Below are 12,479 nucleotides of genomic sequence, written 5' to 3' on the forward strand. Positions count from 1 at the left end.
GCTTATTTGCAGTTTGCCAGGTGGGCGGTATATTCACCTATAAATTCATTACGGTAGCCCTGGTATTCGGCAACGGTTTTGAAGTGGCTTTTATCCGCTTCAATATTATTAAAGTATAGATAGATAATGGTGTTGTCACCGGGAAAAATAACGAATATGCCCAATGTTTGGGCCTCATTTATCCCGGCACGGCTCAGGCCAAAAACCTTGTAGCCATTATAATCAATCTCAAGCAGCTTGCCGGTGGTTTCCATACCGGTTGATTGCGCGTTAAGATAGTTCAGGTTGGCCAGTACATTCTTTTTGTCCTGCTCGTAGTTTTCGGGTTGGCTAAGTTCAACCTTCATATTTACAAAAGGCGCTTTCTTTTTGTTGTTGTAAAGGATGCGGTACCCATCGGTAATAGTGATGGTTGTTTCGCCGGTGCCAGTTGCAAGTGCGCGCGTTTTTTCAGCATCGGCAGGGAGCTTTTCGGCGGGCTGCGCCTTTAAATTTCCGGTTTTTTTAAATGATAAGTAGCATTGTTTGATTCCATCCTGCGGTGTAAAAGCGCACAGGACGATGAGTGTTAAGAGGGCTATTAATATTACCGGCTTTTTCATGATGAGGTATACAAATGTATTGTGTTTGCTTTAAAGACGAGCGATATGTAAATATCGTTGCATCAATATGTGAAATTTCTACCCGGGTGCTATCAAAATTATTAAAATATATTGCCGCGTAGTTTGTATAAGGGTTAACTTTGCCCAGCAAAAAATACATCCGTATGAGTTTCAGAATTGAACATGATACCATGGGCGAGGTAAAGGTGCCTGCCGATAAATACTGGGGAGCGCAAACCGAACGCTCACGTAATAATTTTAAAATTGGGCCGGAAGCATCAATGCCGAAGGAAATTATTGAAGCATTCGCTTACCTTAAAAAGGCCGCTGCCTACACTAATACCGACCTAAACGTACTGCCAGCCGAAAAACGCGACCTGATAGCGCAGGTATGCGATGAGATACTGGAAGGCAAACTGGATAGCGAGTTTCCGCTGGTTATCTGGCAAACCGGTTCGGGCACGCAATCAAACATGAACGTGAACGAGGTGGTGGCCAACCGTGCGCACGTGCTGCAAGGCAATAAGCTGGGCGAGGGCAAAACCTTTATTCACCCGAATGATGACGTAAACAAATCGCAATCATCAAACGATACTTACCCAACCGCTATGCACATCGCTGCATACAAAATACTGATGGACGTTACCATTCCGGGCATCGAAAAACTGCGCGATACACTTAAAGCAAAATCAGCCGATTTTATGAACGTGGTTAAGATTGGCCGTACCCACCTGATGGATGCCACGCCGCTTACCCTGGGTCAGGAGTTTTCGGGCTATGTTTCACAGTTGGATCATGGTTTGCGCGCTTTGCGTAACACCCTGGCTCACCTGAGCGAGCTTGCTTTGGGCGGCACCGCCGTAGGTACCGGCATTAACACCCCGCAAGGTTATGATGTTAAGGTAGCTGAGTATATCGCTCAGTTCACCAATCTGCCATTTGTCACCGCCGAAAATAAGTTTGAGGCCCTGGCAGCGCATGATGCCATTGTAGAAAGCCACGGCGCGTTAAAACAAATTGCCGTAGCGTTGATGAAGATTGCGAATGACATCCGTATGCTGGCTTCCGGTCCGCGTTCAGGTATTGGCGAAATCCACATTCCGGATAACGAGCCGGGTTCATCAATTATGCCGGGTAAGGTTAACCCAACCCAAAACGAGGCAGTAACCATGGTTGCGGCACAAGTGATGGGTAATGATGTAGCGATATCAGTAGGCGGATCAAATGGCCATTATGAGTTGAATGTGTTTAAGCCGGTTATGGCTGCCAACTTTTTGCAATCAGCCCGTTTAATTGGTGATGCCTGCGTGTCATTTAACGATCATTGCGCGGTAGGTATAGAGCCTAACTATGATGGTATCAAAAAACACCTCGAAAACTCGCTTATGCTGGTAACCGCGCTTAACCCGCATATTGGTTACGAGAACGCGGCCAAAATTGCCAAGAAAGCGCTGAAAGAAAATAAATCGTTACGTGAAGCGGCTGTTGAGCTTGAACTGTTAACCAACGAACAGTTTGACCAATGGGTTCGCCCCGAAAATATGATAGGCAGTATAAAATAATGCTGCTTAATTCAAATCCTCTCCTGTTATTGCAGGGGAGGATTTTTGTTTATATTGTTTGTTGAGATGTTTAATAAGATAACGCTTTTAGCTGTTTACCCGGTTATTGCCTTGCTGCTGATGGCCGGTTGCACCATGAACCCGCCCGTTCAGGGCAGCGGACAGGAGCACCTGCAGGGCGAGTGGCGGCAGGACAGCATACCCGGCGAAAAAAAATTGCTTACCTATTCGCTGTCAAACTTTAAGTTTACCTGCGATTCGTTTTACATCGCAATAAATACCCTAAGCCGTGTTAACAGCGGGGCCGATAGCTGCATGAACAAGGGCCGGTGGATAGAGTACATTAAAGGCCGTTATGAACAAACCGGCGATACTTTGCACCTGCGCGGTGTGTTCACCAATGCCGATGGTTCGCTTAAAGATAATAAAGGTTGTTTCCGCTTCGGGCCTTATGAGAGCTTTTACAACATAAAAACCCAGGGCGATTCGCTTATCATACTTAATAATTCGTCAACGGTTATACCTATACAGGCAAAGCTTATCAGGCGTGTCACCTGTTCGCCAAAGCCGCTGGCTTATTAAACATCGTAACAAAAAATTAACAATCAGGTAGCTGGTGTGGCTGCTATCTTTGCAGTAAAATTAACGTGCATGAAAAATAAAGTAATCAAGATGCTTTTCGCCTTGTTGGCGATCGTATATATCCCGGTACAAACCATGGCATGGGGGCAGCAAGGCCACCGTATTAGCGGACAAATTGCCGACAGCTATCTTAATGTCAAGGCCCGCAAAGCTATACAAGGTATTTTAGGCAACGAAAGCATTGCCATGGCCAGCAACTGGGCTGATTTTATTAAATCCGACTCAACCTACAATTATTTGTATAACTGGCACTTTGTTAATTTTGATAAGGTGATGACCGAGCAGGAAATGGAGGCTTACCTAAAGGTTGATACTATTGCCGATGCTTATACCAAGGTTACCTTTTTAACTGCCGAACTGAAAAAGAAAACGCTGAGCGCAAAAAATAAATTGCTTTACCTGCGTATGCTGATCCATATTGTTGAGGATATACACCAGCCCCTGCATACCGGCCATTTGAGCGATAAAGGCGGTAATGATATTAAAGTGCTTTGGATGAATAACCCAAGCAATCTGCACTCGGTATGGGATTCGCAGTTGATAGATTTTCAGCAACTAAGCTATACCGAATATACCGCGGCCATAAACCATACTACTGCCGCCCAGCGTGCCGCATGGCAAAAAACGCCGCTTACGCACTGGCTATATGAATCGAACCAGTTAGCGCAAAAGCTTTATGCCGATGTTAAGCCGGATGAGAAGCTGAGTTACCGCTATAATTTTAAATATATTGAAACAGTTAACCAGCAACTTGTAAAAGGCGGCGTTCGCCTGGCCGGTTTGCTGAACGAGATATTTGGATAGGTAAAGGAATTACGGATTTCGGATTTTCAATTTCGAATTTATCCTGTAGAATTAAGTTCTTAAACTTAGTACAATATTAAATCCGAAATTGAACATTCGATATTCGAAATAAAAAATCCATCCGCAATAAAGAAATATGAAGATACTCATGGTATGCCTGGGCAATATATGCCGTTCGCCATTGGCGGAGGGTGTGATGCAGCACCTGGCAGATAAGAACGGACTAAACTGGACAATCGACTCGGCAGGTACAGGCAACTGGCATGTAGGCGAAGCGCCCGACCACCGTTCGATACGCACTGCACTTAACCGCGGCGTTGATATTAGCAAACAGGTGTGTAAGCAGTTTTCTGTGAATGATTTTGATGAGTTTGACCTGATATTGGTGATGGATAAATTTAACCTGCGCGATGTGCTTGCTAAAGCCCGCAACCAGGCCGACCGTGAAAAGGTGCGCTTATTGTTGGGCAACGCCGAAGTACCCGACCCCTATTACGATGATTCAAAGTTTGAAACCGTTTACGATATGGTTGAACAAGGTTGCCGGGATGTGATCCGGGAGTTTACCGGCATCGAACTAAAGAAATAATCAAACCAAAAACGGCCGCCTGGATTATCAGGCGGCCGTTTTGTTTTGCTAAAAAAGCAGTTATCTCATTTTCATCGTGTCTTGGGCAGCTTTGGTGCTGTCCTTTTGCATTTTCATTTTCTTCATTTTCTTTTTGCTCTTTTTAGTGCTGTCTTGCTGCATGGTGGCAGGTTTAACATTAACATCGGCCGCGTAAACGCTCCCGAAAGAGATAGCCGCTAAGGCTAACATTGAAATTACTTTTTTCATGGTGGTAGTTGTTTAAATACTGCTATACAAAAAAGCAATCTGCGATGAAATAAGTTTTACAATAAGTTAAAATTATTAATTTGATAATTTTGATAGATCCAGGTGAAATAAAAATGCCGAAGTGTTAATTACTCCGGCATTTTTAATATAAAATTATATTTATATGTTACTGTATTACAGTGCCATTAGGTATTACCGATAGTTTTTTAACTACCACAATACCATCCTGAACGGTATATGTGCCATAATCCCCATCGGGTTTGCTGGCTTCGCAATTTATGGTAACGTCATTACCAATGTAACAGTTCTTATCAATAATGGCATTTTTGATACAGCAGCGGTCACCAATACCCATTATCGGGCGGTCATGTACGCGTGAATCCTCTATTTGTTCAAGGGTTTGATACATATCGCTACCCATTACATAGCAATTTTCAATAGTAGTATCAAAGCCTATGCGGGTACGTATACCAATTATTGAACGTTTAATATGCTTGGCATTAATGATGCAGCCATCGGCAACAATGGCTTTTTCCATCAGCGTGCCTGATATTTTTGATGGCGGCAACATGCGCGCGCGTGTAAATATGTGGTTCTTATCAAACAGGTTGAATTGTGGTATATCATCTGTTAGGCCCAGGTTGGCATCAAAAAATGATGGTATGGTACCGATGTCGGTCCAGTAACCTTCGTACTGGTAACTGGCCACACGGTGCTCGGTAATAGCCTGCGGGATGATCTCTTTACCAAAGTCCGGATGATCATTTGATTGCAGTATCTCGAACAGGCGCTTACGGTTAAACAGGTATATACCCATTGAGGCCAGGTAAACACGGCCCTGGGCGGCCATCTCCTCGCTTACCTCTGATGCCCAGCTTTCAAAATCCTTTTTCGGTTTCTCGATAAATGACGTGATCAGGCTGTTCTCATCGGTTTTTAAGATGCCGAAGCCGGGTACATCATTAGCATGTACAGGTATGGTAGCTATGGATATTTCGGCATTCTGCTCAATGTGCTTATTGATCATGTCCTCAAAATCCATCTGGTATAGCTGATCGCCCGAGAGGATAAGTACATATTCAAACTCATGTACCATCAGGTGGTGCAGGCTTTGCCTCACCGCGTCAGCCGTACCCTGAAACCATGATACGCTTGATGGGGTTTGCTCGGCAGCCAGTATGTCAACAAAAGCCTCGCTGAAACTGCTGAAATGGTAGGTGTTTTTAATGTGCTTGTTAAGCGATGCCGAGTTGAATTGTGTGAGTACATACATACGTTCAATGCCCGAGTGCAGGCAGTTGGAGATAGGTATATCAACCAGGCGATACTTGCCGGCTATAGGTACTGCCGGTTTTGAGCGCGTAGCTGTAAGCGGCGATAAACGGCTGCCCTGGCCGCCTCCAAGCACAATAGCTATTACATTTGAACTCATGATGCTGTTATTATTCGGTTATAAAGGGTTACATATTCAGCGGCCGAACGATCCCAGGAGTGATCGAGCGCCATCATTGTTTTTCGTAATTTTTGTAAGCGCGGCATATCGTCATATAAAACAATAGCGCGGCTTATTGAGTAGCATATATCATCAACATTGGCCTGGTTAAACCTGATGCCGTAACCGCCCTTATCGCCAAAGTCTTTCACGGTATCTTTAAGGCCGCCTGTGCTGCGCACAATAGGCAGGGTACCATAACGCAGCGAGTACATTTGGTTAAGGCCACATGGCTCCACCCGCGATGGCATCAGCAAAAAGTCGGCACCGGCATAAAACAAATGCGCCAGGGCCTCGTCATACCCAATAAATACATTGTAATGTTCAGGGTATTTTTCTTTAAGGGCCAGTAATTGCGCCTCAGTATTTTTATCGCCCGCGCCAAGCATCAAAAAGTTTACACGGCCATAATGCTCCTGCAAGCTGCGCTCAATAGCGGGGGCCAGCAGGTCGGCACCTTTTTCGCCCACTAAACGGCCGATAAATACAACAAGCGGCAGCTCGGTGCTCAGGCCAAACCTTTGGCAAAGGGCAGCCTTATTTTTGTTCTTACCCTGGGTAATACGTGTTGCCGAGTATTTTGATGCGATCAGTTTATCTGTCGCCGGGTTCCAAACATCGGTATCAATACCATTTAATATACCCTGACCTTTATAGCCTTCAACATAAAAAAGATACTCCAACCCGTTTGAGTTAATGGTGAGCTCGTTTAAATAGCTTGGGGATACGGTGGTATACGCCGAGCAGCATTTAACCGCGGTAGCCAATGGATTAAGCGCCCCGGCCCAATCAAGCAAACCGGTTTTGGTAAGGTCCACATCCGGCAGGTAACTTAATTTTTCCCAACCTGTAGCACCGTGATACTGCCCGTTATGGATGGTGAATACGGTGGGTATGTTAGCCAACCGTTTATAGGCATTGGAAAATTTAAGCAGAAACGGCACCAAACCCGAGTGGTGGTCATGGCAGTGAATAATATCAGGCGTTTGCCCGCTCCAGTTTATCCAGTCTAAAAAAGCTATCTGGTAGGCAATAAACTGATCTGTTTCATCAGGATAGCAATAAACTTCCTGGCGGTCTATCAGCCCGGGTATCTTTACTAAAAATAGCTCAAAGCCCAGGGCGTTGGTTTTTTCTTTAAGTATCTCAAAATACAAGCGACGTGTGCCCAGCAACGTTAACCCCTGAAATACGGTTTCAAATTCGTGCTCACGGGTAAACTTACGGTCGTAATAAGGCAGTACAACTGCAGCCTGTAAGCCTGCCGCTACCTGGTATTTAGGCAGCGCGCCCACAACATCGGCAAGGCCGCCAACCTTGGCAACCGGGAAGCACTCGGCACTTAAATGGTATATTCTCATCGCAGGTTATAAATGGGCTTCAAGTTACTAACATTAAGCCGTAACAAACAAACCCAATAGTTATTAAAATGTGTTGAAATGATAAAAAAAATGTGCTTTTCTGACGGTGTGCTGAAAATCAATTCCGGGCAGTGCACGTGTTTACTACTCCCCACGCTTGAGCCAGCTTATTACGGCCTTAATTTCTGTGTACGAGTAATTATCGCCCAGCACCTCCTTTAAGGGTGCCAGCCTATCTGTACCGTAGCTGTCAATAGCATCCTGTATGGCGGGTATTTTGTTCTCATCAACAAAGCGGGTAACCTCAAGCCCGCCTGTTTGCACAAATTGGGTGAGATGCCCCTCAACCGTCATGGGCGAGAGGCCGCGTTCAGCAGCTATTTGGGGTATGCTTTTACCTGCATTAAACAGGTTGAGGCTTTCCTTTTGGGTGTTGCTTGTTTTTGCTTCGCGTGGCTTGGCCTGGCGTTTTGCAGGGCGGGGTTTCATTTTTGAGGCCAGACTATTTGCGGCGGAGTAGGTTTTTATTATCTCCAGAAACTCGCGGCCATAGCGGGCAAGCTTAACATCGCCAAAGCCGGAAATGTGGCGCAATTCATCCATGCTTTGTGGCAGGTAGGTGGCCATCTCTAACAGTGTAGCGTCAGACAGGATAATGTACGCGGGCAGGTTTTCATAAGTAGCAAAATTAAGGCGTACGGTTTTAAGCTGGTCAAGCAAAGCGGCTTCATATGGTAATACTTCTTCTGCTTTTTCTTCGATGATCTGAGCCTCGGTCAGTTCAACTTTTTGCAGTCCTTTCAGTACCACTTCACTTTTATCGGTCAGCTTAACAATCGGGTATTCATCGTTGGTTATTTGCAGGTAGCCGTGGGCGTTCAGTTCGCGCAGGTAGCGCTGCCATTGTGCTTTGCTGATATCGGCACCCACACCATAAGTTTTAAGTTGTTTATGCTCGTCGCGGATCTTTTCGCTTTTTGATCCGCGTAAAAAATCGATCACATAGCCCAGGCCGAAACGCTGGTTAAGCCTGTAAACTGCCGAGAGCGCCTTTTGCGCGATAAGCGTACCATCAAACTTTTTAAACTCGCTGAGGCATATATCGCATGATCCGCAATTGTCCGGCGCATCTTCATCAAAATAGTTGAGCAGGTATTTGCGGCGGCAGGTATGCAACTCGCAATAGGCCGACATATCGTTCAACTTATCCAGCATTATTCGGCTTTGCTCCTCGTTATTTTCCAGGCTTACAAAGCCCTTTAGCTTAATGGCATCACCCGGCGAGTAATACAGCATGGCATCTGATGGCAGGCCATCGCGCCCGGCACGTCCGGTTTCCTGGTAATAGCCCTCAATGTTCTTGGGCAGATCCATGTGCACCACGTAGCGCACGTTTGATTTATTGATGCCCATACCAAAGGCTATGGTAGCCACCATTATCTTTACCTCGTCACGCAAAAAAGCTTCCTGGTTGCGGGCTTTGGTGGCATGATCCAGCCCGGCATGGTAGGCCTCGGCACTGTAGCCTTCTTCCTTCAGGTCGGCGGCCAATGCCTCGGTTGATTTACGGGACAAACAATAGATAATGCCCGAATCATCGCGCCTTTTATCCAAAAAATTAAGTAGCTGGTTAAAGCTTTTGTTTTTAGGCGATACCCTGTAGGTGATGTTCGCCCGGTTAAATGAGGATACATACACCGCCGGCTGGTGCAGGTTCAGCTTTTCGAGGATGTCCTTTTGCGTCAGCTTATCGGCGGTAGCGGTAAGGGCAATTACGGGGATGTTTTTAAAATGATCTTTGAGATGGGCCAGCATCAGGTATTCGGGCCTGAAATCATGACCCCAGTGCGATATGCAATGCGCCTCATCAATGGCGAACAGTGATACCGGCAGCGATCTCAAAAAATCGATCAGCTTATTTTCGGTACCGAACAAACGCTCCGGTGCCAGGTAAAGCAGCTTTATCCGGTTATTTTTTAACCGGCCGATAATGTCGCGCTGCTCATCAGGCGTTTGGCTCGAATTAAAAAATGCCGCCGGGATGCCGTTTACGTTCAGGCTGTCAACCTGGTCCTTCATCAGCGCTATGAGCGGTGATATAACAATGGTAAGCCCGGGTAATAATACAGCGGGAAGTTGGTAGCAGAGTGATTTACCGCCGCCGGTTGGCATAAGCGCCATTACATCATGCCCGTTTAGCACCTGCGTTACAATGGCATCCTGCTGATGCCTGAACTCGCTGTAACCAAAATATTTGTGCAGGGCTTGTAGTGGGGTCATAAGTATATGTATGTGCAGATATGCTGATGTGCAAATGTGCGGATTATTGCTTGTGTGCCGATGCCCCTTTCAGGATATTTACATAAAATTTTAGCTATTTTACCTGTAATTTATCGACATTTAACATCTGCGTTATTATACAAACGCTTGCAGCACCATTATATGTTTAAAAGATTATCCACCCTGTTGGTATGCCTCGGTTTGTTTGTAAATGCCCTGGCGCAAAAAATACAATCGCCCGATGAGTTTTTGGGTTACAGCCTTGGCGCGCGCTTTACGCCACATGCCCGCATTGCCGAATACTTTAATTACATAGCTAAAACGGCACCCAATGTAAAACTGGTGCCTTATGGTACTACCAATGAAGGCCGGCCGCTGATGGCGATGTTCGTAGCATCGGCGGAAAATATTGGCAGGTTGGAGGAGATCCGCAAAAATAATTTAAGCCTTGCCGGGATAGAAAAAGCGGCGGGCAGCATTAACAGCAGCACACCGGTTATTGTATGGCTGAGCTTTAATGTGCACGGTAACGAGCCAAGTTCGAGCGAGGTATCTATGCAAACGCTGTATGATATGGTGGACCCTGCAAATACCCGTACCAAAGCCTGGCTGAAAAATACGGTAGTGGTTATTGATCCCTGCCTTAACCCTGACGGGCGCGAGCGTTATGTTAACTTTTATAATTCGGCCAAAGGCGAAAAGCCTGATGCCAACCCCGCCGCGCGTGAGCATTTTGAGCCATGGCCTTCCGGGCGTACCAACCATTATTTTTTTGATTTGAACCGCGATTGGGCATGGCAGGTACAAAAGGAAACGCAGGGCAGGGTAGCGTTGTATAACCAGTGGCTGCCGCAAATACATGTTGATTTTCATGAGCAGGACTACAATTCGCCTTACTACTTCGCGCCTGCCGCCGAGCCGGTGCATAAGGATATTACACCATGGCAGCGGGAGTTCCAGGTCATCATCGGGAAAAACAACGCCAAATATTTTGATAAGAACGGTTGGGCGTATTTTACTAAGGAGATCTTCGATCTGCTGTATCCGTCCTACGGCGATACCTATCCATTATATAACGGTTCCATCGGCATGACGTATGAGCAGGGTGGTATAGCGGCAGGCCTTGCCATACAAACCCGTACCGGCGATACCCTTACCCTTGCCGACCGTATAGCGCACCATCACTCCAACAGTTTAAGCACCATTGAGGCCGCATCAGCCAACGCCCACAAGGCCTTAACAGAGTACAAAAAGTATTTTGATGCCGGCCGCACTAATCCGCCCGGGGAGTACAAAACCTTTGTAATACAGAATAGCAATAACGATAAAATAACCGCTCTTGCCGCGCTGCTTAAACGCAACGGTATCGAGTTTGGCTACGGGCTCGACCGTTCAGTAAACGGGCTCAACTACATCACCGGTAAAACCGAAAGCTATAAACCTGCTGCAAATGATCTGGTGATAAACGCCTATCAACCCAAGGCGGTATTGCTGAATGTTTTGCTGGAGCCAAAAACATTTATTGCCGATAGCAATACCTACGATATTACGGGCTGGGCGCTGCCTTATGCCTATGGCTTAAAAGCATGGGCGGTTAAGGAGTCGTACAAACCGCAGCGCCTGTCTGCACCACCGGTTGATGTGCCGGTATATTCAGGCGAACCGGCTTATGCGTATGTATCGGCATGGCAATCGGTAAATGATGTTAAGTTTTTAGCAGCATTGTTAAAGCGTAACATTAAGGTGCGTTACTCCGAAAAGCCTTTTGAGGCCGGAGGCAAAAAATTTACAGCCGGGTCGCTGCTTATTACAAAGGCGGGTAATGATAGCAAGGATTTTGATCAGACCATTAGGGCAATCTCTACTGAAAACAACCACCCGCTGGTACAGCTTAACTCGGGTTTTGTAGATAAGGGAGCTGATATGGGGTCTGATTATATTAAATATATCCGTCCGCTCAATGTGGTGCTGGTAACAGGTAACGTAACTTCATCCGAGTCTGTTGGAGAGGTGTGGCATTACTTTGAGCAGCAGATAAATTACCCGGTAACGCTGGTTAACTATACCGACCTTAGCCGTATGCGCTGGAATGATGTGGATGTAATGATTGTTGCTGATGGTTATTATGGCGGCGATTTCCCTTCGGATAAGATACAAAGCTGGGTGAGCAATGGCGGTAAGCTTATTGCCATGCAGAATGCCGTTTCACAGCTTGCGGATAAAAAACTGTTCAGCATACGCGATAAGGAAGATAAGGAGGATAAAAAGGACGACAAAAATAAAGATAAGAGCAAGGTGGTATTATATGCCGACCGGGATAAAGAGGCCCTAAAAAGCAATGTGCCGGGGGCTATTTACAGGCTTCACCTGGATAATACCCATCCGTTAGGTTTTGGTATGCCTGCTGATTATTACACTCTTAAAATGAATGATGAGGTTTACGATTACCTGGATAACAATACCGGCTGGAATGTGGGTGTACTTAAAAAGGATGGCTACACCTCGGGTTTTATTGGTCAAAACAGCAAGGCTAAACTGGTTGATGGTATGCTGATAGGTGTACAATCGGCGGGTAAAGGTACGGTAGTATACCTGGCTGATGATCCGCTGTTCCGCAGCTTTTGGGAGAACGGCAAATTGCTGTTCGGCAATGCAGTGTTCATGGTGCAATAAATCACAATCGTATAAAAAAAACCCGGTAGCTTAAACTACCGGGTTTTTTTATGGCAATTTTTTAGTTATGTGTTGATAGTCTTGCAAATACAAATTAATTATACTAAATATGCAATCGATTGTTGTTTGCAATACAATCATGGCCGGTGAACATAACCGGCATATACCAATTATAATTTTTTTGTTTATTCTGATCTTCTTTTTAATGATAACCAGGCGGTAAAG

Annotated in this window: 10 protein-coding genes; 5 read left to right on the forward strand and 5 right to left on the reverse strand. The window is 45.8% G+C overall.

Annotated features, from left to right (window positions below; all coding sequences use genetic code 11):
- Positions 1 to 2: 2 nt before the first annotated feature.
- Positions 3 to 602 carry a hypothetical protein gene (locus LJ707_RS19195; protein WP_228954142.1) on the reverse strand — a complete coding sequence of 200 codons (600 nt, stop codon included), beginning with the start codon at positions 600 to 602 and terminating at the stop codon, positions 3 to 5.
- A gap of 164 nt (positions 603 to 766) precedes the next feature.
- Here LJ707_RS19195 and fumC point away from each other — a divergent pair, with 164 nt between their 5' ends.
- From fumC to LJ707_RS19215, 4 genes are all read left to right on the forward strand, one after another.
- Complete coding sequence (gene fumC / locus LJ707_RS19200; RefSeq protein ID WP_228954144.1) at positions 767 to 2,164, forward strand: class II fumarate hydratase; 1,398 nt, start codon at positions 767 to 769, stop codon at positions 2,162 to 2,164.
- Positions 2,165 to 2,230: 66 nt separating this feature from the next.
- A complete protein-coding gene (locus LJ707_RS19205) occupies positions 2,231 to 2,746 on the forward strand; it encodes a fumarate hydratase (protein ID WP_228954148.1) in 516 nt (171 codons plus the stop codon).
- 69 nt (positions 2,747 to 2,815) lie between these two features.
- Positions 2,816 to 3,610 carry a S1/P1 nuclease gene (locus tag LJ707_RS19210; RefSeq protein WP_228954150.1) on the forward strand — a complete coding sequence of 265 codons (795 nt, stop codon included), beginning with the start codon at positions 2,816 to 2,818 and terminating at the stop codon, positions 3,608 to 3,610.
- Between the two features lie 136 nt (positions 3,611 to 3,746).
- Positions 3,747 to 4,199 (forward strand): low molecular weight protein-tyrosine-phosphatase, encoded by a 453-nt coding sequence (locus LJ707_RS19215; protein ID WP_228954152.1) that lies wholly within the window; start codon positions 3,747 to 3,749, stop codon positions 4,197 to 4,199.
- A gap of 60 nt (positions 4,200 to 4,259) precedes the next feature.
- Here LJ707_RS19215 and LJ707_RS19220 read toward each other — a convergent pair whose 3' ends face one another.
- The 4 genes from LJ707_RS19220 to recQ form a co-directional block, all read right to left on the reverse strand.
- The gene (locus LJ707_RS19220) at positions 4,260 to 4,448 is read right to left on the reverse strand and encodes a hypothetical protein (RefSeq protein WP_228954154.1); all 189 of its coding nucleotides are present in this window, start codon (positions 4,446 to 4,448) and stop codon (positions 4,260 to 4,262) included.
- A 166-nt stretch (positions 4,449 to 4,614) separates the two neighbouring features.
- Complete coding sequence (locus LJ707_RS19225) at positions 4,615 to 5,880, reverse strand: glucose-1-phosphate adenylyltransferase (RefSeq protein ID WP_228954156.1); 1,266 nt, start codon at positions 5,878 to 5,880, stop codon at positions 4,615 to 4,617.
- A complete protein-coding gene (locus tag LJ707_RS19230) occupies positions 5,877 to 7,301 on the reverse strand; it encodes a glycogen synthase (RefSeq protein WP_228954158.1) in 1,425 nt (474 codons plus the stop codon). The genes LJ707_RS19225 and LJ707_RS19230 overlap by 4 nt, the downstream gene beginning before the upstream one ends.
- Positions 7,302 to 7,445: 144 nt before the next feature.
- A complete protein-coding gene (recQ, locus tag LJ707_RS19235; protein WP_228954161.1) occupies positions 7,446 to 9,581 on the reverse strand; it encodes a DNA helicase RecQ in 2,136 nt (711 codons plus the stop codon).
- A 162-nt stretch (positions 9,582 to 9,743) separates the two neighbouring features.
- On the opposite strand from recQ, the gene LJ707_RS19240 reads away from it, so the two are divergent.
- Positions 9,744 to 12,254 (forward strand): M14 metallopeptidase family protein, encoded by a 2,511-nt coding sequence (locus LJ707_RS19240; protein WP_228954164.1) that lies wholly within the window; start codon positions 9,744 to 9,746, stop codon positions 12,252 to 12,254.
- The last annotated feature ends 225 nt before the right edge of the window (positions 12,255 to 12,479 follow it).

This window comes from Mucilaginibacter sp. UR6-1 (assembly GCF_020880975.1).
Taxonomy (GTDB): Bacteria; Bacteroidota; Bacteroidia; order Sphingobacteriales; family Sphingobacteriaceae; genus Mucilaginibacter.

Coding starts and splice junctions, on each gene's coding strand:
- fumC (WP_228954144.1), top strand. CDS start 767: ATGAGTTTCAGAATTGAACATGATACCATGGGCGAGGTAAAGGTGCCT.
- LJ707_RS19205 (WP_228954148.1), top strand. CDS start 2,231: ATGTTTAATAAGATAACGCTTTTAGCTGTTTACCCGGTTATTGCCTTG.
- LJ707_RS19210 (WP_228954150.1), top strand. CDS start 2,816: ATGAAAAATAAAGTAATCAAGATGCTTTTCGCCTTGTTGGCGATCGTA.
- LJ707_RS19215 (WP_228954152.1), top strand. CDS start 3,747: ATGAAGATACTCATGGTATGCCTGGGCAATATATGCCGTTCGCCATTG.
- LJ707_RS19240 (WP_228954164.1), top strand. CDS start 9,744: ATGTTTAAAAGATTATCCACCCTGTTGGTATGCCTCGGTTTGTTTGTA.
- LJ707_RS19225 (WP_228954156.1), bottom strand. CDS start 5,880: ATGAGTTCAAATGTAATAGCTATTGTGCTTGGAGGCGGCCAGGGCAGC.
- LJ707_RS19195 (WP_228954142.1), bottom strand. CDS start 602: ATGAAAAAGCCGGTAATATTAATAGCCCTCTTAACACTCATCGTCCTG.
- recQ (WP_228954161.1), bottom strand. CDS start 9,581: ATGACCCCACTACAAGCCCTGCACAAATATTTTGGTTACAGCGAGTTC.
- LJ707_RS19230 (WP_228954158.1), bottom strand. CDS start 7,301: ATGAGAATATACCATTTAAGTGCCGAGTGCTTCCCGGTTGCCAAGGTT.
- LJ707_RS19220 (WP_228954154.1), bottom strand. CDS start 4,448: ATGAAAAAAGTAATTTCAATGTTAGCCTTAGCGGCTATCTCTTTCGGG.